Origin of the sequence: Halorubrum rubrum (assembly GCF_024494685.1) — an archaeon.
Classification (GTDB): Archaea; Halobacteriota; Halobacteria; order Halobacteriales; family Haloferacaceae; genus Halorubrum; species Halorubrum rubrum.
In genome coordinates this window covers 33821-56276 of record NZ_JANHDM010000005.1, presented here as the reverse complement: position 1 = coordinate 56276, position 22456 = coordinate 33821, and the positions used below count along the sequence as shown (strand labels likewise).

General features: G+C 70.1%; 22 protein-coding genes. 11 read left to right on the top strand and 11 right to left on the bottom strand.

The features are described 5' to 3' along the window. The first annotated feature begins 6 nt into the window (after positions 1-6). Both NO889_RS06995 and NO889_RS06990 read left to right on the top strand, forming a co-directional pair. Positions 7-1062 carry an N-acetyltransferase DgcN family protein gene (locus NO889_RS06995; protein WP_256411574.1) on the top strand — a complete coding sequence of 352 codons (1056 nt, stop codon included), beginning with the start codon at positions 7-9 and terminating at the stop codon, positions 1060-1062. Further along, a complete protein-coding gene (locus NO889_RS06990; protein ID WP_256411573.1) occupies positions 1059-2099 on the top strand; it encodes a dipeptide epimerase in 1041 nt (346 codons plus the stop codon). The genes NO889_RS06995 and NO889_RS06990 overlap by 4 nt, the downstream gene beginning before the upstream one ends. Position 2100: 1 nt before the next feature. On the opposite strand, the gene NO889_RS06985 is transcribed toward NO889_RS06990, so the two are convergent. Next, entirely contained in the window at positions 2101-3243 is a 1143-nt protein-coding gene (locus NO889_RS06985; protein ID WP_256411572.1) for a thiolase family protein, read from the bottom strand. 73 nt (positions 3244-3316) lie between these two features. After that, on the bottom strand, positions 3317-4891 hold the full coding sequence (gene gpmI, locus NO889_RS06980) for a 2,3-bisphosphoglycerate-independent phosphoglycerate mutase (protein WP_256411571.1): 1575 nt from the start codon (positions 4889-4891) through the stop codon (positions 3317-3319). Between the two features lie 126 nt (positions 4892-5017). Here gpmI and NO889_RS06975 point away from each other — a divergent pair, with 126 nt between their 5' ends. From NO889_RS06975 to deoC, 3 genes are all read left to right on the top strand, one after another. Then, positions 5018-5677: an ArsR/SmtB family transcription factor gene (locus NO889_RS06975; protein WP_256411570.1), complete on the top strand. Its 660-nt coding sequence runs from the start codon at positions 5018-5020 to the stop codon at positions 5675-5677. A gap of 79 nt (positions 5678-5756) precedes the next feature. Beyond that, on the top strand, positions 5757-6677 hold the full coding sequence (locus NO889_RS06970; protein WP_256411569.1) for a DMT family transporter: 921 nt from the start codon (positions 5757-5759) through the stop codon (positions 6675-6677). 72 nt (positions 6678-6749) lie between these two features. Continuing rightward, positions 6750-7388, top strand: a complete 639-nt coding sequence (gene deoC / locus NO889_RS06965; RefSeq protein WP_256411568.1) for a deoxyribose-phosphate aldolase — start codon at positions 6750-6752, stop codon at positions 7386-7388. Positions 7389-7407: 19 nt separating this feature from the next. On the opposite strand, the gene NO889_RS06960 is transcribed toward deoC, so the two are convergent. Beyond that, positions 7408-9780, bottom strand: a complete 2373-nt coding sequence (locus NO889_RS06960) for an amino acid permease (RefSeq protein ID WP_256411567.1) — start codon at positions 9778-9780, stop codon at positions 7408-7410. A gap of 161 nt (positions 9781-9941) precedes the next feature. Here NO889_RS06960 and NO889_RS06955 point away from each other — a divergent pair, with 161 nt between their 5' ends. Next, positions 9942-10259 (top strand): BolA family protein, encoded by a 318-nt coding sequence (locus NO889_RS06955; protein WP_256411566.1) that lies wholly within the window; start codon positions 9942-9944, stop codon positions 10257-10259. Between the two features lie 70 nt (positions 10260-10329). Beyond that, the gene (locus tag NO889_RS06950) at positions 10330-10536 is read left to right on the top strand and encodes a hypothetical protein (protein WP_256411565.1); all 207 of its coding nucleotides are present in this window, start codon (positions 10330-10332) and stop codon (positions 10534-10536) included. Between the two features lie 27 nt (positions 10537-10563). Here the strand turns inward: NO889_RS06950 and NO889_RS06945 are convergent, their stop codons facing one another. Then, positions 10564-11184 carry a MogA/MoaB family molybdenum cofactor biosynthesis protein gene (locus NO889_RS06945; protein ID WP_256411564.1) on the bottom strand — a complete coding sequence of 207 codons (621 nt, stop codon included), beginning with the start codon at positions 11182-11184 and terminating at the stop codon, positions 10564-10566. A 130-nt stretch (positions 11185-11314) separates the two neighbouring features. On the opposite strand from NO889_RS06945, the gene NO889_RS06940 reads away from it, so the two are divergent. Then, positions 11315-12088, top strand: coding sequence for a glucose 1-dehydrogenase (locus tag NO889_RS06940; protein WP_256411563.1), 774 nt, complete (start codon positions 11315-11317; stop codon positions 12086-12088). 162 nt (positions 12089-12250) lie between these two features. Here the strand turns inward: NO889_RS06940 and NO889_RS06935 are convergent, their stop codons facing one another. From NO889_RS06935 to NO889_RS06920, 4 genes are all read right to left on the bottom strand, one after another. Continuing rightward, on the bottom strand, positions 12251-12664 hold the full coding sequence (locus tag NO889_RS06935; RefSeq protein WP_256411562.1) for a DUF7124 domain-containing protein: 414 nt from the start codon (positions 12662-12664) through the stop codon (positions 12251-12253). A 98-nt stretch (positions 12665-12762) separates the two neighbouring features. Further along, complete coding sequence (locus tag NO889_RS06930; RefSeq protein WP_256411561.1) at positions 12763-12978, bottom strand: DUF7979 domain-containing protein; 216 nt, start codon at positions 12976-12978, stop codon at positions 12763-12765. A 54-nt stretch (positions 12979-13032) separates the two neighbouring features. Then, positions 13033-15231: a PAS domain S-box protein gene (locus tag NO889_RS06925; RefSeq protein ID WP_256411560.1), complete on the bottom strand. Its 2199-nt coding sequence runs from the start codon at positions 15229-15231 to the stop codon at positions 13033-13035. 117 nt (positions 15232-15348) lie between these two features. Then, positions 15349-16587: an NAD(P)/FAD-dependent oxidoreductase gene (locus NO889_RS06920; protein ID WP_256411559.1), complete on the bottom strand. Its 1239-nt coding sequence runs from the start codon at positions 16585-16587 to the stop codon at positions 15349-15351. A gap of 172 nt (positions 16588-16759) precedes the next feature. Here NO889_RS06920 and NO889_RS06915 point away from each other — a divergent pair, with 172 nt between their 5' ends. Next, positions 16760-17356: a DUF6149 family protein gene (locus NO889_RS06915; RefSeq protein ID WP_256411558.1), complete on the top strand. Its 597-nt coding sequence runs from the start codon at positions 16760-16762 to the stop codon at positions 17354-17356. A 16-nt stretch (positions 17357-17372) separates the two neighbouring features. Here NO889_RS06915 and NO889_RS06910 read toward each other — a convergent pair whose 3' ends face one another. Further along, on the bottom strand, positions 17373-18788 hold the full coding sequence (locus NO889_RS06910) for an FAD-dependent oxidoreductase (protein WP_256411557.1): 1416 nt from the start codon (positions 18786-18788) through the stop codon (positions 17373-17375). A 5-nt stretch (positions 18789-18793) separates the two neighbouring features. Continuing rightward, the gene (locus NO889_RS06905; RefSeq protein ID WP_256411556.1) at positions 18794-19513 is read right to left on the bottom strand and encodes a GNAT family N-acetyltransferase; all 720 of its coding nucleotides are present in this window, start codon (positions 19511-19513) and stop codon (positions 18794-18796) included. Positions 19514-19650: 137 nt separating this feature from the next. Here NO889_RS06905 and NO889_RS06900 point away from each other — a divergent pair, with 137 nt between their 5' ends. Further along, positions 19651-20238, top strand: a complete 588-nt coding sequence (locus NO889_RS06900) for a class I SAM-dependent methyltransferase (RefSeq protein WP_256411555.1) — start codon at positions 19651-19653, stop codon at positions 20236-20238. A 68-nt stretch (positions 20239-20306) separates the two neighbouring features. Here NO889_RS06900 and NO889_RS06895 read toward each other — a convergent pair whose 3' ends face one another. Continuing rightward, positions 20307-21737 (bottom strand): ATP-binding protein, encoded by a 1431-nt coding sequence (locus NO889_RS06895; protein WP_256411554.1) that lies wholly within the window; start codon positions 21735-21737, stop codon positions 20307-20309. A 108-nt stretch (positions 21738-21845) separates the two neighbouring features. Here NO889_RS06895 and idi point away from each other — a divergent pair, with 108 nt between their 5' ends. Beyond that, positions 21846-22442 (top strand): isopentenyl-diphosphate Delta-isomerase, encoded by a 597-nt coding sequence (idi, locus tag NO889_RS06890; protein ID WP_256411553.1) that lies wholly within the window; start codon positions 21846-21848, stop codon positions 22440-22442. Positions 22443-22456: the final 14 nt, after the last annotated feature.

Sequence of the window (22456 nt, the reverse complement as noted above, 5' to 3'; positions counted from 1 at the left end):
CCGGACATGAGCAGCGAACGGATAGTCGTTCTCGCCCACGAGAAGTTTCCGGACGAAGCGAAGACCGCCCTCGGCGTGATGCGGTACGGCGATCAGACGATCGAGGCGATACTCGACCGCGACCGCGCCGGCGACCGCGTCGCCGACCACGACCCCGACCTCCCGGACGCGCCGATCGTCGACTCCTTCGAGGAGGCGCTCGCCGCGGCCGAGGGGGGCGTCGACGCCCTCTACATCGGCATCGCGCCGATCGGCGGGGGGTTCGACGAGACCTGGCGCGACGACGTGCGCGCCGCGATCGCGGCGGGCTGTGACGTCGTGAGCGGGCTCCACTACTTCCTCAACGAGGACGAGGACTTCGCGGCGCTGGCGGCCGAACACGGCGTCGACCTCCGGGACGTTCGCAAGCCGCCCGAGGACCTCGGCGTCGCGACCGGCCGCTCCGCCGACGTCGACGCCGACGTGGTGCTCACGGTCGGGACGGACTGCTCGGTCGGCAAGATGACCGCCTCCCTGGAGATCGTCGAGGCAGCCCGCGAGCGCGGGATCGACGCCGCGTTCGTTCCCACCGGCCAGACCGGCATCATGATCGCGGGCTGGGGGAACCCGATCGACCGCGTGATCTCCGATTTCACCGCGGGCGCGGTGGAGGAGATGCTCCTCGAGATCGGCGACGACCACGACCTGCTCGTCGTCGAGGGGCAGGGGACCATCGTCCACCCCGCCTACTCGGCGGTCACCTGCGGGATCCTCCACGGCTCGATGGCCGACGGGCTCGTCCTCTGTCACGCCGCCGGTCGCGAAGCGATCCACGGCTACGAGGAGTTCGCGCTCCCGCCGCTCGCCGACTACGTCGACCTCTACGAGGACCTCGCGGAGCCGGTCCACGAGACCGAGGTCGTCGCCGGCGCGGTCAACACGAAGGACGTGGCCGACGACGACGAGGCCGGATCGATCGTGGACGCGTTCGGCGAGGAGGTGGGCGTTCCCGCGGCCGATCCCGTCCGGCACGGGGCGGACCGGATCGTCGACGGCATCGTCGAGGAGGTGCTCGAGGGATGAGCCTCGAGACCACCTTCGAGCGGGTCTCGATGGAGCTCGAGGAGCCGTTCACGATCTCGCGGGGAACCCAGACGGAGGCCGAGAACCTGATCGTCCGCGTGACCGACGACGCGGGGACGACCGGCGTCGGCGGCGCGGCCCCCGCGCGACACTACGGCGAGACCGCCGACACGGTCGCCGCGGTGTTGCCCGGCCTGCTCGACGTCGTCGAGGAGGTCGGCGACCCTCACGCGCTGACGACGATCGAGTCGCGGATGCGGGAGGTCGTCCAGGACAACCCGGCCGCCCGCTGTGCGGTCTCGATCGCGCTCCACGACCTGGCCGCGAAGCGGCTCGGCGTCCCCGTATACCGACTGTGGGGACTCGACGCCTCGGCGACGCCGGACACCTCCTTCACCGTCGGGATCGACACCACGGAGCGGATCCGCGAGAAGGCCGCGGACGCGGCCGCCGCCGGGTATCCGATCCTGAAGGTGAAACTCGGCGGCGACCGCGACCGCGAGATCGTCGAGACGGTCCGGGAGGCCGCCCCCGACGCGACGATCCGCGTCGACGCCAACGAGGCGTGGACGCCCCGCGAGACGGTCGAGAAGAGCGAGTGGCTCGCGGACCTGGGGGTGGAGTTCATCGAGCAGCCGGTGCCCGCCGAGGAGCCCGAGGGCCTGAAGTTCGCCTACGAACGCTCGGCGCTGCCGATCGCCGCCGACGAGTCGTGCGTGGTCGCCGCCGACGTCCCGCGGATCGCCGATCGGTGCGACATCGCGAACCTGAAGCTGATGAAGACGGGCGGGCTCCTGGAGGCCCGGCGGGCGATCGCGACCGCGCGCTCGCACGGGCTCGAGGTGATGCTCGGCTGTATGATCGAGTCCAACGCCTCCATCGCAGCCGCGACCCACCTCGCGCCGCTTCTCGATTACGCCGACCTCGACGGCTCGCTGCTGCTCGCCGAGGACCCCTTCGACGGCCCGGACCTCGCCGGCGGGGCGATCCCGCTCGCCGACGTCGACCGCGCCGGAACCGGTGCGGTCGATCGGTGAGCTACCGGAGGAACTCCACCGCGGCCCCCTGGCCGAACCCGACACAGAGCGTCGCGAGCCCCCGCTCGGCGTCGCGTTTCTCCATCTCGTGGAGCAGCGTCACGGGAAGGCGCGCCCCCGAGGCCCCGAGCGGGTGGCCGATCGCGATCGCGCCGCCGTTGACGTTGTAGATCTCCTCGTCGACGTCCAGTTCGCGGCGGGCGTACTCACACTGGGAGGCGAACGCCTCGTTGAGCTCGACGAGGTCGTAGTCGTCGACCGTCGTCCCCGCCCGATCGAGCAGGTTCCGGGTCGCGGGGACCGGGCCGATCCCCATCACCGTGGGGTCGACGCCGGCGACCGCGTTCGTCCCTACCTCCGCGAGCACGTCCAAGCCGTGGTCCTCGGCGAACGCGCGGCTCGCCACGAGCGTCAGCGCCGCGCCGTCGGAGATCTGCGAGGCGTTCCCGGCGGTCACCGTGCCGTCGCCGGTGAACGCCGGCGGCAGCTCCGCGAGCGTCTCGGGGGTCGTCTCCGGGCGGATCCCCTCGTCCTCCTCGACCGGTCCGTCCGCCGTTTCCACGGGGACGATCTCGTCGTCGAAGCGACCCGACTCGGTCGCCTCGGCGGCGCGCCGGTGGCTTCGGGCGGCGTACTCGTCTTGCGCCTCCCGGCTCACGCCGTACTCCTCGGCGACCTTCTCCGCGGTCATCCCCATCTGGAGCTGGAAGACGTTGTACCGCTCCGACAGCTCCGGGTGGAGGTGCTGGTAGGAGTCGCCGTCCATCGGGACGCGGCTCATGTTCTCGACGCCGCCGGCGATCACGCAGTCGCGGTTGCCCGCGGCGACCGCGTCGGCCGCGGAGATGGTCGCCTGCATCGAGGAGGCGCACCACCGGTTGATCGAGGTGGCGGGCACCGACTCGCCGAGATCGGAGAGCAGCGCGACGACGCGCGCGACGTTGTTGTCCTGTTCGGTGCGCTGCTGGGCGACTCCCCACATCAGGTCGTCGACGTGGTCGCTCGAGAGTCCCGTCTCCGCGAGGAGGTGGTCGACGAGCCGGATCGAGAGGTCCTCGCTGCGGACGTCCGCGAAGACGCCCCCCTCTCTCCCCTGTGGCGTTCGGTACGCGGCCGCGATCACCGGCGTCGTGGCGTCGGTCATGCCCGAACGGAGAGCCGTGACCGGCTTAAATTGGCGTGGAACCAGAGAAAATTCCCCTGGGGTTTATCGTTTACTATTTGCGGTCGGCGAACAGGCTCTCGCCGGTCATCTCCGCCGGCCGGTCGATCCCCATGGTCTCCAGGACGGTCGGGGCGACGTCACACAGCGACCCGCCCGCCCGGATCGCCCGGTCGCCGTCGCCGCCCTCGGGCGTCAGGTAGACGAACGGGACCGGGTTGTAGGTGTGGGCGGTGTGGGGGTCCTCGGGCGTGCCCATGTCGTCGGCGTTGCCGTGGTCGGCGGTGACGACCGCGTGGCCGCCGGCGTCGGCGACGGCGGCGAGCAGCCGGGAGAGCTGCCGATCGACCGTCTCGACCGCCTCGACGGCCGCCTCGAAGTCGCCGGTGTGGCCCACCATGTCCGGGTTCGCGTAGTTCAACACGACCAGGTCCGGGTCGTCCGTCTCGACCACCCGGATCGCCTCGTCGGTGAGCTCGCGGGCCGACATCTCCGGCTCGAGGTCGTAGGTCGGCACGTCCGGGCTCTCGACTATCGAGCGTTGCTCGCCGGGGAACTCGACCTCCCGGCCGCCGTTGAGGAAGTAGGTGACGTGCGGGTACTTCTCCGACTCGGCGATCCGGAGCTGGGTGCCGCCGGCCTCGGAGACGACCTCGCCGATCGTGTTCGTCGGGATCCGCGGCGGGAACGCCACCGGGAACTCGAACGTCTCGTCGTACTCCGTCATCGTCACCAGCTCGACGTCCGGCTGGTCCACCTCGATCCCCCACTCCGGCTCGGTGTCGGTGAGCATCCGCACCAGCTGGCGCGCCCGGTCCGCGCGGAAGTTGAAGAAGACGACCGCGTCGCCGTCGGCGAGGGCGGGCTCGCCGGAAACGAGCGTCGGCTGGATGAACTCGTCGGTCTCGCCGCGGGCGTGCGCCTCGCGGGCGGCCTCGACCGCCGAGGCCGCCTCGTGTGGCGCGTCGCGGTTCACGATCGCGTCGTAGGCGCGTTTCGTCCGCTCCCAGTTCTCGTCGCGGTCCATCGCGTGGTACCGGCCGGTCACGGTCGCGACGTGGCCGGTCCCGCGCTCCTCGGCGCGTTCCGTGACCTCCGCGAGGAACTCGTCCGCGATCTCCGGGGCCGTGTCCCGACCGTCGGTGAACGCGTGGGTCGTCGCGGGGACGCCCGCCTCGGCGGCTGCGTCGATCAGCGCCTCCAGATGCGAGACGTGCGAGTGGACGCCGCCGTCGGAGACGAGCCCCATGAAGTGGACCCGGCCGCCGGTCGTCTCGACGCGCTCGAACGCCGAGGCGATCGCGTCGTTGTCGGCGAACGTTCCCGCCGCGAGCGCGTCCGTGATTCGGGTGTACGCCTGCTTGACGACCCGGCCCGCGCCGATGTTGAGGTGACCGACCTCGGAGTTCCCCATCTGTCCGTCGGGGAGCCCCACGCGCCGGCCGTGGACGACGAGCGACCCGTACGCCCCTCGGTCGGCCGCCGCGTCGAACGTCGGCGTGTCGGCGGCCGAGACCGCGTCGCGTCCCTGCGCGTCCGGGACCGCGGGATCGTCCGGCTCGCGGCCGGTCCGGTGTGGCGAGTCGCGGCCGAGGCCCCAGCCGTCGAGTACGACGAGTGCTGTCCGCATACCTCACCCTCCCTGCCGGGAGGTAATTACCCTTCGTTCCGGAGCGTCGGGGGCGCGGCGACCCCGCGAGGGCCGCCCGATCGCGGGAAGCCAACCTTTTGTCCGTCCGACGCTAACCACACGTTAATGGACTCCGCGGTACTGCTCGATCTCCTCGGAAACGAGAACCGGCGACGCATCCTCCGGCTGCTCGCCGAGAAACCCTGTTACGTCACGGAGATCTCGGAGTACCTCGGCGTGAGCCCGAAGGCCGTCATCGACCACCTCCGAAAGCTGGAGGAGGCCGGGCTGATCGAGTCGACCACCGACGACCAGCGGCGGAAGTACTTCCGGATCACCCGGAGCCTGCGGCTCGAGGTGAGCGTCTCCCCGTACGGGTTCGGCGCGAAGAGCGCGTACCCCGCCAGCAACAGCCTCGACATGTCCGGCCGGTGTCCGCACCTCTCGATCGAGGCCCCCGACGGGGAGGAGGGCGGCGACGAGATCGCGGACCTCGCCGCCGAGTACGGTCGGCTCCGCGAGCTCGACCGGGAGCTGTCGGTGGCCAAGCGGTGGGTCCACGGCCGCGTCGAGGACGCGCTCGCGGAGATCGACGAGCGGCTCGGTACCGAGGCCGACAGCCGGTTCTACGCCGCGGTGCTCGCCGCGCTGGCCGAGACCGACGGCTCCGTCGAGGCGGTCGTCGACGAGGTCGGCGCGCCCGAGGACGCCGTCGTCGACGCCCTCTGGCGGCTCGCCGACGTCGGCGTCGTCACCCGCGACGACGAGCGGTTCCGGATCCGGTGACGGGAGCGGTTCAGGACTCGGTGAGGGCGGCGGCAGCCGCTTTCGGAAGCTTTTGACCGGCGGCCGGCGCAGTACCGACGTGAGCCGTTACCGAAACCTCTCGTTGTTCCTCCTCCTCGCCGCGGTGTGGGGGTCGGCGTTCATGGCGATCAACGCCGGGTTAGCGTACTTCCCGCCGGTGTTGTTCGCCGCCATCCGGTACGACCTCGCGGGCGTGGTCATGCTCGCCTACGCCGCCTACGTCGTCGACGACCCGATCCCGCGCGGCCGCGGCGAGTGGACGCTCGTGGCCGTCGGCGCGGTGCTCCTCATCGCCGCCTACCACGCCTTCCTGTTCGTCGGCCAGACCGACCCCGAAGTGACGAGCGCGGTCGCGTCGGTCACCGTCGGCCTCTCGCCGGTGTTGACCACGGTGTTCGCGCGGGCGTTTCTCCCCTCCGAGCGCCTGACGTTCCTCGGCGTCGTCGGCCTGCTCGTCGGGCTCGCCGGCGCGGGCGTGCTGGCCGCGCCCGATCCCGCGAACCTCGCGGCGGGCGGGACCGTCGCCAAGTTCCTCGTGTTCCTCGCGGCCGCGTCGTTCGCGCTCGGATCGGTGCTCACCCGCGCGCTCGACGTGGGCATGGAGATAGAGACCATGGAGGCGTGGTCGATGCTGTTCGGCGCGGCGATCATGCACGTCGTCGCGGTCGGGCTCGGCGAGTCGATGGCGGAAGTCGTCTGGACGGCCGACGCGCTCCTCGCGCTCGGCTACCTCGCGGTGTTCGCGAGCGGTCTCGGCTACCTCATCTACTTCCACCTCCTCGACCGGCTCGGGCCGATCGAGATCAACCTCGTCTCCTACGTCGCGCCCGTGTTCGCGGCGCTCTCTGGGTGGCTCGTGTTGGACGAGGGACTCACGCCGAACACGGTCGCCGGCTTCCTGCTCATCTGTTGTGGCTTCCTGCTCGTCAAGCGGGCGACGATCCGCGACGAGCTCCGCCGCCGGGGCGTGGTGGCGTAGGCCGCGGAAGCTCCCGCGGCGCGAACCGCCCCGACCCAGCAGGCCTTTGTCGCGTCCGCGCGAGTCGGGGGCATGAACCGCACGGAGCTCGCCGCCCGGATCGACCACACGGTGCTCGGCCCGACGACGACGCCCGCGGACGTAGAGCGCGTCCTCACGGAGGCCACGGAGCACGGCATGAACGTCTGTATCCCGCCGTGTTACCTCGCCGAGGCGGCCGAGCGCGACGCGGCACCGGACACGATCGCGACCGTCGTCGGGTTCCCACACGGGCAGTCGTCGATGGACACCAAACGCGACGAGGCGGTGAACGCCTGGGACGACGGGGCCGACGAGATCGACCTCGTGATCAACGTCGGCCGGCTGACGGCCGGCGCGGACGACGCGGTCGCGGCCGAACTCGCCGAGGTCGTCGCGACCGTTCCGGTACCCGTGAAGGTCATCATCGAGACCGCGCTCCTGACCGACGCCGAGAAGCGTCGGGCCTGCGAGGCCGCGGTCGACGCCGACGCCGACATGGTGAAGACCTCGACCGGGTTCGCCGACGGCGGCGCGACGGTGGCCGACGTGGAGCTGATGAGCGAGTACCTCCCGGTGAAGGCCTCCGGCGGCGTCGGCTCCTACGAGGAGGCGATGGCGATGGTCGAGGCCGGCGCAGAACGGATCGGGGCCTCCTCGGGGGTCGCGATCCTCGACGGCGCGCCGGAGTGAGCGCGGGAATACGGGACGGTTAGCGGGCGTCGTTCTCGCCGTTCCCGGCGTCGCCTCCCTCGCCGTCCTCGACCGCGGGCGTCGCCGGCTCGGTCTCGACGCCGACCTCCGCGTACGAGTCGTCTCGGTCGCGGGATCCGGACCCGAACAGCCGGTCGAGGAGGCCGCGGTCGTGGCGCTTCTCGGCGAGCAGCACCGAACACTCCACGTCGTACAGCACGTCGAGCACGAGCGAGCCGCGGACCAGCCGCGAGAGCAGCCCCTTCTCGGTCGCGCCGATCACGAGCAGCGTCGCGTCGCGAGCGGCCTCCGCGATCCGCGACTCCACGTCGCCCGACTCAACCCGAAGCTCCGCGTCCTCGAGGCCGTTGTCCGCCGCCCACGACTCGAGGAACGCCTCCCCCTCGGCACGGTCGTCGGCGACGTGGAGCAGCGTGACCTCCGAGCCGAACTCGACCTGGAGCGTCCTGGCGACAGCCGCGGACAGCTCGGAGTCGGGGCCGCCGGCGGTCGGGACGAGTATCCGGGAGGCGTCGAGCCCCCGGTCGCGGAACACGAGGAAGTCACACGGCAGCGAGTGGGCGAGCTCGTCGATCGCCGACTCGGCCCGGCCGGGCGCGCCGTGCGAGTCCTCACCCCAGCCCATCACCGTCAGGTCCGCGCCGTAGGTCCGCGCGGCGTCGAACACCTCCTCGAACACCCGGTGGGAGAGGACGACGTGCGTTTCCACGTCGACGCCGAACGTCTCGGCGTCCTCCTTCGCCCGGTCGAGCAGGTCGTGGGCGGCGTCGTGTGCCCCGCGCTCGCGGGCGGCCTCCAGCGAGGTCTGATCCGGCACGTTCGCGATGTTGACCGCGACGACGGTGCCGTCGTGCCGCTTCGCGAGCGCCGACGCCAGCGTGATCAGGTGCTCCTCCGTACGCGGGTTCGCGATCGGCACCATCACCCGATAGTTGCCGCCGCTGGGTTGGAGGGAGGTGGCCGCCGACACCGCGGGTTTGGGAAGCTCCTCCGAGCGGTCCAGTACCCACGATCCGAGCACGCCTCGCGACTCCACCCGCTCGCGAGCGTACACCAGGTACCAGAGGGTGGCGAACGCGACGAGCCCGAACGAGAGCAGGATGATCTGCGGTTCGATGTAGACGATCAGCGCGAACGAGGAGACCGCGCCGACGATCGGAACGATCGGGTACAGGGGCACCTCGAAGTCCGGGTCGTACCCCTCGACCCCCGACTCGCGCATCACGATGAGCGCGATGTTGAGCAGGCCGTACACGACGAGGTGGAGGACCGACCCCATCGTCGACAGCGACTCGACGCTGCCGGCGACGAGGAACACGAGGATCAGGGCGCCGGTGAGCGCGATCGACTTGTACGGCGTGCCGAACCGCTCGTGGATCTCGTTGAGCTTCGGCGTCACGATCTTCTCTCGCCCCATCGCGAAGTTGATCCGCGACGACGAGAGGATCGAGGCGTTCGCGGAGGAGGCGGTCGCGAGCAGGCCGCCGACGAGCAGCATCGCGGCGCCGACCCCGCCGAGCGAGTAGCCGAACACCGCGTAGTTGCCGAACAGCAGCCGCGCGGCGTCGACGACCGCCGTCTCGTTGTTCGCGACGAGGTCGGTCGGTACCGCCGCGAGCAACACGACGAGGAACAGCGCGTACACGACCGTGACGATGACGACCGACCCGAGTACCGCGAGTGGGAGGTTGCGGCCGGGGTTCTTGATCTCCTCCGCGACCGACGTGATCTGGACGAACCCCAGATACGAGACGAAGATGATCCCGGTCACCGGCAACACCTCGGCCGGCGTCCCCGGCGGCGCGATCGGACGCAGCGACTCCATGTCGGCGTTCAACAGACCGACGACGGTGAAGACGGCGAGGATCCCCAGAAGCGACAGCACGATGACGATCTGGAGCCCGCCCGTCTCCTTCGCCCCGAAGTAGTTGACCGCGATAAAGAGGAGGGCGCCGGCGAGCCCGATCACCTGGGCGGCCTCCAGGGTGACCGGACCAAGGCCGACCGGCCCGATCCCGACGAGGGCGTTGACGTACTCGCCGAGGCCGTACATGTAGAACGCCGAGGCGAACGCGAGCCCGAGCCAGTTGGCCCAGCCGGCGATGGAGCCGAACATGGGGCCGAGCGCCCGGTTGACGTAGAAGTACGCGCCGCCGGATTTCGGCATCGCCGTGCCGAGTTCCGAGGCCGAAAGCGCCGTGAACAGCGCGATCACGCCGCCGAGGACGAACGTGGCCGCCGCGAGCGGCCCGGCCCGCGCGACCGCGGTTCCGGGCAGCACGAAGATGCCGGCACCGATCATGGTGCCGATCCCGATCGTGAGCGCCGCGAGGGGGCCGAGGTCCTTCGCGAGCTCCTCGTCGCCGCTCACGCGCGCCCCTCCGTCGTGACGCCGTCGTCGACGATCGACGCGACTCGCTTCGAACTACGCGGGGTCATGGGGTGCACTCTCTCGGCTAGGGATTTAGGCGGTTCGTTCGTCTTCGGGTCGCTCCCGGTCCGTTTTTGCCCGTCCGCGCCGGAGGGGACGGCATGACCATCGACACGGGGACGGTGGAGGAGCTGATCGAGTCGGGGATCCCGGAGTCGGTCGCGCGGGTCACGACCCCCCGGATCCACGACGACGAGGACGAGGACGCGCACTTCGCGGCGGTCGTCGTCTCGCCCGCCTTCGAGGGAGAGTCGCTCGTCGACCAGCACCAGCGGGTGTACGACGCCGTCGGCGACGACATGACCCGGTCGATCCACGCGCTGGAGATCAAGACCTACACGCCCGAGGCGTACGCCGAACACGGCGACGGAGCCCTCGCGGACGACCTCCGGACGGCCGGGCTGTTCCCGGTCGAGTAGGGTCGATTGGGCGGGGTGATCGAGCAGGTCGGCCGGGAGGTTTTCGGTCCCCGCGGCCGTCGTCACGACCATGTCGTCGTCGCCCTCCACGTTCGACCGACTCGCGGACGCCTCCCGGCCGGTCGTGACCCTCTTCGTCCTGCTGTTTCTCGCCGGCGTCTACCTCCGTGCGAGCCGGGTCGACCCCGCGTTCGGCGTCATCGTGGTCGTCTTTCTCGTGATGAACGGCGGACTGATCGCGCTCGGCGGGTGGGCCGCGGGCCGGAAGGGGGACTGACGGCGCGGAGCGGGGTCGACGGGCGGCTCACTCCTCGGCGGAGTCGGAGTCGGCGGTGGCGGAGTCGGCGGCGGACGAGCCCGCGTCACGGTCGGCCAGCCCCGCGAGGTGGCCGATCTCGGGCAGGATGATCTCCTCGACGCCGAGCCGCACCGCGTTCTCCGAGCCGGGGAGACAGCAGACGACGGTCCCGTGGGCGACGCCCGCGGTCGCGCGCGAGCCGACCGTTCGGGTGCCGACCTCCTCGGTCGAGAGCCGCCGGAACAGCTCGCCGAAGCCGGGGAGGTCCTTCTCGAAGAGCGGATCGACCGCCTCGGGCGTGACGTCGTCGGGGGTCACGCCCGTGCCGCCGGTCGTCACGATGGCGTCGGTGTCTCCGCGTCGTGCGAGTCGATCGACCGTACCCTGGACCCCGTCGAAGTCGTCGTCGACGAGTTCGCGGACGGCGACCTCGTGGCCCGCGTCCTCGAACGCCTCGACGAGCAGATCGCCGGAGGCGTCCTCGGAAAGCGACCGGGAGGAGGAGACCGTGACGACCGCGACGGCGACCGACTCCGCGTCGTGAGCGTGGTGGTCGTGATGGTCCGCGTCGCCAGTGTGATGGTGATCGTGGTCAGCGTCGTCGTGGTGATCGGCGTCGTCGCTCATGGGCGTCCGTTCGTCCGGGTGCGTGAAAACACCACTCGTCGCGGTCGGACGGTGTGATAAATGCTGACGACGTTCCTGGCTTCCGAGAACCTTGATACCGACTTTCATTCGACATGATGTATCAGTATCTGTGACACGAAATAGTGACTTTGCTGGTGAGACGGTCGTCGCGACGGGTGCCGGTTCGGGGATCGGCCAGGCAACTGCCATCGCGTTCGGAGAAGCAGGAGCGAACGTCGTCGTGGCGGATATCGATCAGGACGGTGGAAGGGAAACCGCTTCGACGATAACGGATGAGACGGCAGGAGACGGGACGTTCGTCGAAGTCGATGTCACCGACGACGCGGACGTCGAGAAGATGGTAGAAACGGCAACGTCGGAGTACGGTGGCCTTGACGTCGCGTTCAACAACGCGGGACTTCCCGGAACGTTCGATTCGGTCGATGAGATCTCGGAAGAGGACTGGCAGGCGATTATCGACGTGAACCTCTCGGGGGTCTGGCGAAGCATGCGCAAGGAGATCCCAGTGATGCTCGACCACGGCGGCGGTGCGATCGTCAACACGGCCTCCATCCTCGGAAAAGTGGGTGAAGCGAGGACGCCGGCCTACACGGCAGCGAAACACGGAGTTGTCGGTCTCACGAAAGTTGCGGCGCTCGAACGGGCGACCGAGGACATCAGGGTGAACGCGGTCTGCCCCGGGTATATCGAAACCCAAATGCTGGACGATGCCGGCGTGACGACGGACGAAGAGTTACGCGCTGAAACTGAAGCGCTTCACCCGATGAAGCGACTCGGAACGGCTGACGAGATCGCTGAAGCCGTCCTGTGGCTCGCGTCTGACGACGCGTCGTTCGCCACCGGTGAAACGCTGGCTATCGACGGCGGATACCTTAGCCGGTGACGTCTCGACGAGACGTGAACGTTCCCTTGCCCTGACTCGTCCGTCGGGACCCACACCTCCTCTCCCATAGTTTGTATCGAACGACCCTCCCGTGCGAGAGTTCTTCGATGACACGCTACTCGCGGTGATCGGTAGTGCCCCCACCTGACCGGAGGAACCCGATCACGGCCAGTCGTCGCGGGAGGGTTCCTCGGGTTCCTCGACCTCCTCCGGCGTCGCGAGGGTCCACCCGGCGGCCTCCGCGGCGTCCTCGACGTGGAGGAACTCCCAGTCCGTCGCCTCCGCGACCGCCGCGTCCTCGTCGTCGACCCCGACGAAGACGTGACGGTCGGTGTCGAACTGGCTCCTGATGTTCTCCAGGCTCTCCTCGACGCCGCGCGGCCCGGAGAAGAAGTCCTGGCGCACGCGGTGTTTCCGGGTGAAGTTCGTGACGACGTACGTGGGCTTCTCGCTTACCACCCCCACGTACTCCGTCCACTGTCGAGCGCCGCTGAACACGGCGTTCGGGTCGGCGAGCGCCTTCAGCGCCTCCAGTTCGAACGCCAACGTCATGTCGCTTGATCCGCCGCTGTCCATGCGTCACGTTTCGCGTCGCGGGCGAAAACGACTTCGCTTCTCGCGTGAACCGCGGGAAGCGTGGCGACGAGGAGGATCTCGAGGGGATCGCCGCCGGCTCAGCGGGCACGGATCCGATAGTAGTCGGTGAACTTCACCACGTCTCCGTCCTCGAGGTCCGCCGACTCCGGGGCGGTCCGCGGCCGATCCGCCAGCTCGGCGACGGCCACCTGGCTCGCCTCGGCGAGCTCGTCGTAGTGGCGGACCCGTGCGTCGGGGGGTACACTCCCGGTGCGACGTAGCCGCATCTGCCGCCCCTCCTCTCGAAACGCCATATGCCACTATTTACCATGGTGTTTGTTAACTCTTCCGGAAGATCGGGCGACGGTTCACGAGCCGGTCGTGCGGTCCTCGCGGCGCGGCAGCGTGACAGTCACGACGGTACCGCGGGGCTCGACGTCCGCGACCGTCGCCGATCCGCCGGACTGCTGGAGCACCCAGTACACCAACCACAGTCCCAGTCCGCTGCCGTGATACAGCGCGTCGACCGCGCGCCCGGTCTCCAACACGTCGCGGTTCATCCCGTGTAATCCGGGGCCGTCGTCGACGACCTCGATCGTCAGCGTCTCCGGCGACGTCTCGACGGAGACCTCGACCGACGGTCGGTCGCGGTCGTGATGGACGACCGCGTTGTGGATCAGTTCCTCTATGGCCCGGTCGATCCACTCCGTCGCGGACGCGACTGCCGCGCCCACCGCCGGCGTCGTCGCCGAGATCGTCGCCTCCGGGAACTCCGTGGCGGTCGCCGCGACGATCCGGTCGACCGTTCGGCCGACGTCGATCGGCTCCGTGTTCGGGGGGTCGCCCAAGACCTCGGTGATGTGGTGGGCCTTCTCGCTCGTCGTCAGAAGCTCGTCCGCACGCGCGACGATATAGGAGGCCGCCTCGGCGAGGTCGTCGCCGTCGCCGGCGGTCCCCCCCGTGTCCCCCGTAACGATCTGTTGCGCCCGTCCCCGGATCACGGTCACGGCGTTCCGGAGGTTGTGCTGGAGCACCCGGTCGACGACCCGGAGCTGCGTCGCCCGGTTCTCGCTGTCGGTCACGTCCCGAAGGACGCCGACGACCCCGGCCACGCCGCCCTCCTCCTCGGGGGCCTCGAGCGGGTAGTAGCGCACGTCGAAGGTGCGGGTTCCCCGCTCCGGGTGGGTCCGCGTCGTCCGGTACTCGACCGACTCGCCCCGGAGCGCGCGGTCGACGTGGCGTTTCACCTCCGGGTACCGCTCGTCGTCGACGACGTCGCCGAGCGTGAGCCCGCACACGTCCGACTCCTCGATGCCGTGGTACGTCCGGTACTGACGGTTGGCGAATAAGAATCGCTCCTCGCGGCCGACCGCGGCGATCAGATCCGTCGCGCCGTCGATGGCGCGCTCGAACCGCTCCAACTCCCGCTCGCGGGCTTTGATCTCCGTCACGTCCCGGCAGATCGCGAACGTCCCCGCCAGCTCGCCGTCGCCGTCGTAGTAGGGGTACCGTCGCGTGCTGAACGTCGCCTCTCGCCCGCTCGGCTCGAACGTCGGGGAGACCTCGTACTCCGCGAGTTCCGCCGTCTCGAGCACCTCCTCCCGATGCTCGTCGATCGTCGCCGCCGTCTCCGGGTCCATGAACGCGAACTCGTCCGCGCCGTACAGCTCCTCCCGCGACACGCCCGCGAACTCGCTTACCGCCTCGTTGAGCAGTTCGAACTCGCCGTCGAGGCTCTGTAACAGAATGGGCTCGTCCAGCCGCTCGACGATGTCGCGGTACTGTTTCAGCCGGTCCATGGCCGCCTTCCGCTCGGTGACGTCCGTCTGGATGGCGACGAACCGCGAGACGGCCCCCGACTCGTCCAGCACCGGCGCGATGGTCTGGTGGGCGTGATACAGCTCGCCGTTCTTGCGGCGGTCGACTATCTCCTCTTCCCACACCTCGCCCGCCCGGATCGTCTCCCACAGCGACGCGAAGTAGTCGTCGGACATCTCCCCGGAGCTGAGGATCGCCGGCGTCTCGCCGAGCGCCTCCGCGGCCTCGTAGCCGGTGTGCTCCGTGAACGCCGGGTTGACGTACCGGATCGTCCCGTCGACGTCGGTGACGTAGATCGCGTGGCCGGCCTGCTCGATCAGGTTCCGAAACGTTCGAAGCTCCCGGTCCCCGTCGTCGCCGTCGCGCTCCCGGAAGCTGCCGGTGTACACGCGCCGACCGCCGCTCTCGTGGTCGTGGAAGCGGACCGAGAAGGCGAGGGCGTCGCCGTCGGCGGACGCGAGCGGGACCGTGACGTCCCCCTCGCCGACGAGTCGCTCGGGGTCCTCGAGACGCGCACGGAGGGAGCGGGCGCGCTTCTCGGCGGTCGTCGACGGGATCAGCGACGCGAACCGGCGATCGACGAGGTCCTCCGGGGCGTACCCGAGCGTCGATTCGACCGCCGGGTTCGCGTAGACGACCGTCCCCGCGTCGTCGAGCGAGATCACCGGGTCCGCGCTCTCCTCCACGAACGACGCGAGGAACCCGTCGTCGGGCGGGTCCGACCGCTCGTCGACGGTGCCGTGTGACATACCCGTCCAAGATCGGCACGACGTGAAAAGGTACTGTTCCCTGCGGGAGGCCGAGAACCCGTGGCCGGGAAAGCGAGAACCCGCGGCCAGAAGGGCATCCGCGGCGACGACGGCCGGTCAGTGCTCGGTCGACGCGACGAGGTCGTCGACGGAGAAGCCGGGCTCCATGAGGAGTTCCCGCTGACCGCTCACGTCGCGCTTCTCGCGCATCAGTTGTTTGAACGCCGACTGCGGCGAGAGGTCGCCGATGAGCACGCCGCCAATGACCCTGCCGTCCTTCAGCGCGACGCGACGCCACTCGCCCTCGTCGGTGGTGGCCTCCACCGAGTCGTCGCCGAGCGTCGGGTGGCCGAACGAGAGGAACGGGAAGTCGAAGTGCGTGATCGAGTACGAGGAGACCCACTCGAACGGCTCGCTGCCGTGGTCGATCATGTTGTGTGCGGCGATAGTCCCCTGCTCTTTGGCCGAGCCCCACGCGCCGTTCTGGGCACGCTCGCCGAGGATCGTGTCGTAGAACTCCGTGATATCGCCGGCGGCGAACACGTTGTCGACGTTCGTCCGCATGTACTCGTCGACGACGATCCCGTCGTCGGTCTCGAGCGGCGTGTCCTCGAGTATCTCCGTGTTGAAGTCCAGCCCGATCGCCACGCCCGCGAAGTCGCACTCGTACCGCTCGCCGTTCGGGTCGACGGCCGCCTCCACGTGGCCGTCGTCGTCGACCTCGAAGTGGTCCACGCCCGAGCCGAAGACCGGCTCGACGCCGCGCTCGCGCATCGCCTCGTGCATGATCTCCGCGCCCTCGTTCGAGAGGGCGTACCGCCACCAGGAGTCGCCGCGCATCAGGTACTTCGCCTCCACGTCCTGCGCGCCGCAGATCGCCGCGAAGTCGATGCCGAGCAGCCCCGCGCCGACGATGACCCCCCGGTCCGCGTCCTCCACGCTCTCCTTGATCTTCCGGGCGTCCTGGAACGTCCAGAAGTGGTGAACTCCCTCGGCGTCGGCGTTCTCGACGGGAAGCTGCTGGGGCGTCCCGCCGATCGCCAGAAGCAGCGAGTCGTACTCGATCGTCTCGCCCTCGTGGGTCCGGATCGCGTCGTTCTCGACGTCGACGTCGACGACCAGCGTGTTCAGCCGGAGGTCGACGTCGTGGTCGTCGTACCACGACTCGTCGTGGATCGAGATCGGCGCCTCGGGGAGCTTGCCCTTCGCGAACTCCTTTATCAGGATCCGGTTGTAGAGGGACTCTCCCTCCTCGGTGATGACCGTGATCTCGGCGTCAGGCGCTTCCTCGCGGAGGGTCTCGGCGGCGGAGGCCCCCGCGATCCCGTCCCCGACGATCACGTACGAATCGCTCATGGGCGGCGTTTCGGATTGGGGGTTAATGTGGATTGTCATCCGCGTTCAGAACCGTGATAGTCTCTCGCTCCCCAACCGTTTCGACGTTCCCGACCGATCGATCCGGCGGATCGGCCGTCGGATCCCCCCGTCGTCGCCACAGATTCAAGGCCGTCGCCGTCCAACGACGCGTATGAAGATCCGGCAGAACATCCGCCACTGGGCCGCGAAAAAGGCGCTTACGACCCCCGTGGTCGGCGACGTCGCCAACGACAAGCTCGTCGACCTCCACACGAGCATCTTCCTCAACAAGGCCGACGAGGAGCGTCGCGAGGAGCGCAGAGAACACCTCGACGATTTCTTCGACGCGACGATGGACGCGTACGTCGCCGCCTTAGAGGCCGGCTTCTCGGAGGCCGAGGCCCGCGAGATCACGCACGTCCAGGCCAACTTCGACTTCTTCAACCGCGGCTGGACGGAGATGATGGAGATCCCCGGCGACGAGCTGGAGGAGCACTACCGTCGGTACGAATCGTTCTTCTCGGAACACGGGATCACGATCGACGACCCGCTCGGCGAGTTCCGCCCGGCGGACGGGATCGCGGGCGCGCCCGAGACCCCGGAGCGGCTCGAGACGGCGGAGTACGAGAACGCGCTCGCCGGCTTCGCCGACGACGTGTACGTGGAGACCGACGACGGCGAGACGGTCGTCGGCGGCGACACCGAGGAGCCCGAGGAGGTCGACCCTGCCGCCGCGCCCGGACTCGACGAGGACGAGGCCAGCGCCTGAGGGGAGACCTCGGCGCTCATATCCACTCGAAGCCGGAGTCGTCTCGTCCGCTCGTCGGGTCCGGCACCGCCTCCGCACCCGCCACCGCCTCCGCACCCGCCACCGCCTCCGCGGCCGCGACCCCCGCGGCGACCCGCGTCGCCGGCGAGCCGCCGAACCGGTCGAGCCGGCCCCCCGGACCGGCGTACGCGACGCCCGGAGCGCCCGCCTCACCGAGGTCGGTCGGGACGCGCTCGCCGGGACGAGCCGCGACGGCCGCGGCGGGATCGCGGGCGACCCGGAACGACCGCACCGTCTTCGGCGAGAACGCCGGAAAGAGGTCCTCGAGCGCCGACAGCCATCGATCCCGGACCCTCTCCTCGCTCCCGTCGCCCACGCCGTCCGCGTCGGCGACCGTTCCGCCGCGCCCGACCAGATACGTCAGGTGATCGCCGCCGTATCGCTCGGGAGAGATCAGGTTCGTGTGCGCGAACAGGGTTCCGAAGGGGGCGTCCTCGCCCGTCGAGAGCGCCCCCGGCTCGACGGTCACCCGCCACGGGTCGACGATCGGCTCGTCCGTCGTGACGAGCGCGCACGTTCCGGGGACCGTCCGAATGCCGGGATCGACTCCCGTCACCGCTCGGAGCGTCGACGGGCCGGCGGCGACGACGACGCCCTCGCAGCCGACGACGCGGCTCCCGGCCGGCGTCTCGACCGTCAGCGGGATCCCGTGTCCGTCGCCGTCGCGGTCGACGCCGGACGCGTCGACGTCGGTGACGCGGCTCCCGGTCCGTATCGCCCCCTCGCCGATCGCCCCGACGAGCGCGTCCACGAGAAGAGCCGCCGAGCCGTCGACGTAGCCGACGGCCGCTCCGTCGCGGTGGCGTCCCTCCCGCGACCCGAGCCACTCCGCCAGCCACGCCGCGGAGACGTCGGCGGCGCGGCCGCCGAACTCGGCTCGAAGGGCGGGCTCGACGTACCCCTCGTAGGTCGACCGCGACGCGCGCTCGGTGACGAATGCCTCGACGGTCGTCGCGTCGAGAGCGGTTCGGGCGGCGTCGGGGGCAGCGGCGTCGTCGGCGTCGACGCGACGAACCATGCGGGCGAGGCGTGCGGCCCGAACCGCGTCGACGATCCCGGTTCCCGGATACGCCAGCCGCTCCCACGGGGCGTCGAGGGGGTGGACGACCCCGTCGCGGTACCGGGCGGTTCGACCGCGTCGCCACGCGATCCGGTCGTCGAGGCCGTGGTCGGCCGCGAGCGAGGACAGGGCGTCGTCGCCGCGCGAGAGGTAGTGCGGGAACCGCTCCACCGGGTCGCCGGCGGTGTCGACCGTGCGCGCCCGTCCCCCGACCGCGTCGGTCACCTCGAACAGCCGGACCGAGTGACCCGTCTCCCGGAGTCGAGCGGCCGCCGCGAGTCCGACGAGCCCGCCGCCGACGACGCCGTACATACGGTCTAGGAGGGGTCCTCGTCGGTAAGTGTGTTGCGGGGATCGGGCGCGTCTGCGGGATCGGGCGAGGCGGGCGGGTCGAGCGGATCGGGCGGATCGGCGGGGTCGTCTCCCCCGTCGCCCAGCCGGTCCGCGAGGAACCGCCGAACTGCCTCCGGGAGATCGTCGTCTCGGTCGCGGAAGACGGCCAGCCCGGCGCGGTACCGCTCGGCGTCGGCGCGGGTCGGCGCGGGCGCGTCGGCGGGTCGCTCCAGCTCGAGTTCCGCGAGGCCCGTCTGCTGGCCGGTGTAGGCGAACCCGCACTTGTAGAGCGCATCGTAGGCGAACGGGTTGTTGACGGCGATCCGGACGCGCTCGTACCCCGCGTCCGCGAGCCACGAGACGGTCCGCCGGACCAGCTCGGGACCGAGCCCCTCGCCGCGACGCGCGACGTGGACGGTGACGTAGCGGAGCCGGCAGCACGACGGGTCGGTCCGGTCTGGCGAGAAGGAGACCGCCGCGAGGACGTCCGTCTCGAACGCGTCCGGATCGACGGTCTCGGGGAGCGACTCATCGGGCTCCCACTCTGGGACCGCGTCGGAGCCGTCGCCGGTTCGCAGGAACGCCTTGCCCGTGTCGCCGACGACGAACTTCCCGGCGTACGCGAACGCCCGGTAGTCGAGCCGACAGGTCGCCCCCTCCCCCGCCGCGCCCGCGACCGTGAACGCCGTGCGATCCGATACCATGTTCGTCGCTACGCGCGGGGAGACGTAAACGGTCCGGACGGTCGCGGCGGGACGCGGGCGGGAGCGTCCGCGGCGTCGACGGGGAGCCGCCGGCGTCGGATCCGGAGCTATAACTCCGCGCCGGCCGCAGGGCCGCCATGTACGGCCTCGGCGACGTTCGCTTCTTCGACCGGATCGCGCCGCTTTACGACCTCGTCATGCCGCCCGCGAACGGCGCGGCGCTCGCGGCGGGGTTCGACCGCGCGGAGCGACCGATCGACCGCCTCGTCGACGTCGGCGGCGGTTCCGGGCGCGCCGCGGCCGCGCTGACGGGACCCGAGATCACGGTCGTCGACGCCTCCGCCGGGATGCTCCGCCGGGCCCGAGGCACCCGCGGACTGTCGGCGATCACCGGCGACGCGGGTCGGCTCCCGTTCCGCGACGGCAGCGTCGACGCCGTCATGGTCGTCGACGCGTTCCACCACCTGCCGGACCGGGGGGCCGCCCTGCGGGAGGTCGCGCGGGTCCTCGCGCCGGGCGGCGTCCTCGTCGTTCGCGAGTTCGACCCCACGCATCCGCTCGGCCGGCTGCTCGTCGCCGGCGAACACGCGATCGGCATGGGGTCGCGATTCTCGACGCCCGACGCGCTCGCGGCCGACATGGCGGCGGTCGGGCTCGATCCGGCGGTCGTCGACCGCGGGTTCGGCTACACCGTTTCGGGCGTTCGGGTCGGGGAGGACGCGTAGGGGGTCTGTGGGCGGTCGATGACGGGGGCCCGACCTCGGAAGCGGTCCGATGTCGAGACGGTCCGCGCCTAGTCCTGTGGGCGTCCGTGCGCGTGGTCGGTCTCCTCGCCGTGGTCGTGGCCGTGGTCGTCGCCCTCGCCGTGGTCGTGGCCGCCGCCGTGGTCGGCCCCGCTGTCGTTCGTCTGGCCGAGCACCTCCGCGCCCTCGCCGTCGATCATGTCCATGTTCTTGAGGTTGTCTCTCTCCTCGAAGTCCGCGACCGCCCCCATCACGTCCGCCTGGGTGATGGTCATGCGGTCCTCCGTCAGCGCGCCGAGCACCGCCTCCCGAAGCACCATCCGGAGGTCGGAACCCGTGAGCCCGGTGGTCCGGTCGGCGACCTCCGCGGGGTCGAAGTCGGCGATCTGCATCTCGCGAGTGACGACCCGGAGGATGTCCGCGCGCATGTCGCGGTCGGGTTTGGGGAAGTTGACGATCTCGTCGAAGCGCCGCCAGGCGGCCGCGTCGAGCTGGTCGGGGTGGTTCGTCGCGCCGATGAGGAGCACCTCGTCACGGACGAGCGACACCTCGTCGATCGACTTGAGGAGGGTGTTGACCGCGCGTTTCAGGGCGGCGTGCTCGTCCGAGCGGCGCGTCTTCGCGACCGAGTCGAACTCGTCGATGAAGAGGATACACGGCGAGAGTCGCTTGGCGACCTCGAAGGTCTTCTCGACGTTCTTCGCCGTCTCGCCGAGGTACTGGCTCGTGATCATCGACATCTTCACCTCGACGAGCGGGATGCCGAGCTGGTGGGCGAGCGCCCGCGAGACGGTGGTCTTCCCGGTACCCGGCGGGCCGACGAACAGCAGCTTCCCGATCTCGCGGAGCCCGATGCTCGCGAGGTACTCGCGGTGTTCGATCGCCTTCACGATCTTCTGGATCTCCTCCTCCTGGTCGCCGGTCAACACGAGGTCCTCGAGCGTGGTCTCGATCTCCTCGGGCGCGCGGACGTTGACGAGGTCGAGCATCTCGCCGTCCTCGTCCTCGTCGAAGTACTCCTCGAGGAGCGCGTCGATCCAGACGCGATCGGCCTGGATCGGCCGGACGTCCTCGCGCGCCTCCTCGCGGGAGACGGGAGCCTCGAGACCGTCTGCGGCCGCGAGCGCCGCGACGAGCGTCGGGTTCGAGGCGATCCGGTCGTCCTCGGCGTGATCGCGGTACCACTCTAGTCCCATCTCGGGCTGGGTGAGCGTGATCTCGCCGGAGAACTCCGTGTGTTGGGTAAAGAGGAGGTCGGAAACCGCGTCCCAGGGACGCTCGACGCCGGTCGCCGTCCGGGTGCTGGCGTCGGTCGCCTTCAGCGGTCGCTCGACGCCGCCGGGGGCGTCCTCCGCGGCGTCGGCCGACCAGAACACCCGCCGGAACCGGGGCGGAAGGTCGTTCTCGTCGAGGTCGCGGTTCTCGCTGTAGAAGTGGGTGGTCAGAACGAACTCGACAACGTCGAGCGCCGGGTCACTCATCCCCGTTAGGTAGCCGTGGCACGCGTTTAAGCGCGTCGAACCGCGGATCGGATTCGACCCCTCGTGACGTATCGAACCCTTATTAGTCTCGGTGTGAGACGGGAAGGTATGAGTTCCGAGGACGCCGCGGCCCCCGATCCCGACGGCGGGGGCGCCGACGCCGCCATCGACCACGAGAACGCCGCCCAGGACGTCGTCGCCGTCGACCCCGACGACACCCCGCAGGGCACCGTCAACCGGCTCGACGCCCACACCGGCGACGGGATCCGTCACCGGGCGTTCACCTGCCTCGTCTTCGATACCGACGGCCGGATCCTACTGGCCCAGCGCGCCCCGACCAAGCGGCTGTGGGACGGCCACTGGGACGGCACCGTCGCCTCCCATCCCGTCGAGGGACAGTCCCAGGAGGACGCCACCGAGACGCGGCTCGAGGAGGAGCTGGGGATCACGCCCGACCAGTACGACGACCTCCGGGTGACGGACCGCTTCGAGTACAAGCGCTACTACCCCAACGAGGGCGTCGAGTGGGAGGTGTGTGCGGTGTTGAAGGTCACTCTCGAAGACACCTCCCTCGACCCCGACCCCGCGGAGATCGGCGGCCGGATGTGGGTCGACTACGACCACCTCCACGAGAACCCCGCGCTGTACCGCCAGCTCCGTCTCTGTCCCTGGTTCGAGATCGCGATGCGGCGCGACTTCGCTTAGTTGAAGGCGGAGCC

Excerpts from the sequence above, each read along its gene's own strand:
- NO889_RS06995 (WP_256411574.1), top strand. The coding sequence starts at position 7 with ATGAGCAGCGAACGGATAGTCGTTCTCGCCCACGAGAAGTTTCCGGAC.
- NO889_RS06990 (WP_256411573.1), top strand. The coding sequence starts at position 1,059 with ATGAGCCTCGAGACCACCTTCGAGCGGGTCTCGATGGAGCTCGAGGAG.
- NO889_RS06985 (WP_256411572.1), bottom strand. The coding sequence starts at position 3,243 with ATGACCGACGCCACGACGCCGGTGATCGCGGCCGCGTACCGAACGCCA.
- gpmI (WP_256411571.1), bottom strand. The coding sequence starts at position 4,891 with ATGCGGACAGCACTCGTCGTACTCGACGGCTGGGGCCTCGGCCGCGAC.
- NO889_RS06975 (WP_256411570.1), top strand. The coding sequence starts at position 5,018 with ATGGACTCCGCGGTACTGCTCGATCTCCTCGGAAACGAGAACCGGCGA.
- deoC (WP_256411568.1), top strand. The coding sequence starts at position 6,750 with ATGAACCGCACGGAGCTCGCCGCCCGGATCGACCACACGGTGCTCGGC.
- NO889_RS06955 (WP_256411566.1), top strand. The coding sequence starts at position 9,942 with ATGACCATCGACACGGGGACGGTGGAGGAGCTGATCGAGTCGGGGATC.
- NO889_RS06950 (WP_256411565.1), top strand. The coding sequence starts at position 10,330 with ATGTCGTCGTCGCCCTCCACGTTCGACCGACTCGCGGACGCCTCCCGG.
- NO889_RS06945 (WP_256411564.1), bottom strand. The coding sequence starts at position 11,184 with ATGAGCGACGACGCCGATCACCACGACGACGCTGACCACGATCACCAT.
- NO889_RS06935 (WP_256411562.1), bottom strand. The coding sequence starts at position 12,664 with ATGGACAGCGGCGGATCAAGCGACATGACGTTGGCGTTCGAACTGGAG.
- NO889_RS06930 (WP_256411561.1), bottom strand. The coding sequence starts at position 12,978 with ATGGCGTTTCGAGAGGAGGGGCGGCAGATGCGGCTACGTCGCACCGGG.
- NO889_RS06925 (WP_256411560.1), bottom strand. The coding sequence starts at position 15,231 with ATGTCACACGGCACCGTCGACGAGCGGTCGGACCCGCCCGACGACGGG.
- NO889_RS06920 (WP_256411559.1), bottom strand. The coding sequence starts at position 16,587 with ATGAGCGATTCGTACGTGATCGTCGGGGACGGGATCGCGGGGGCCTCC.
- NO889_RS06915 (WP_256411558.1), top strand. The coding sequence starts at position 16,760 with ATGAAGATCCGGCAGAACATCCGCCACTGGGCCGCGAAAAAGGCGCTT.
- NO889_RS06910 (WP_256411557.1), bottom strand. The coding sequence starts at position 18,788 with ATGTACGGCGTCGTCGGCGGCGGGCTCGTCGGACTCGCGGCGGCCGCT.
- NO889_RS06905 (WP_256411556.1), bottom strand. The coding sequence starts at position 19,513 with ATGGTATCGGATCGCACGGCGTTCACGGTCGCGGGCGCGGCGGGGGAG.
- NO889_RS06900 (WP_256411555.1), top strand. The coding sequence starts at position 19,651 with ATGTACGGCCTCGGCGACGTTCGCTTCTTCGACCGGATCGCGCCGCTT.
- NO889_RS06895 (WP_256411554.1), bottom strand. The coding sequence starts at position 21,737 with ATGAGTGACCCGGCGCTCGACGTTGTCGAGTTCGTTCTGACCACCCAC.
- idi (WP_256411553.1), top strand. The coding sequence starts at position 21,846 with ATGAGTTCCGAGGACGCCGCGGCCCCCGATCCCGACGGCGGGGGCGCC.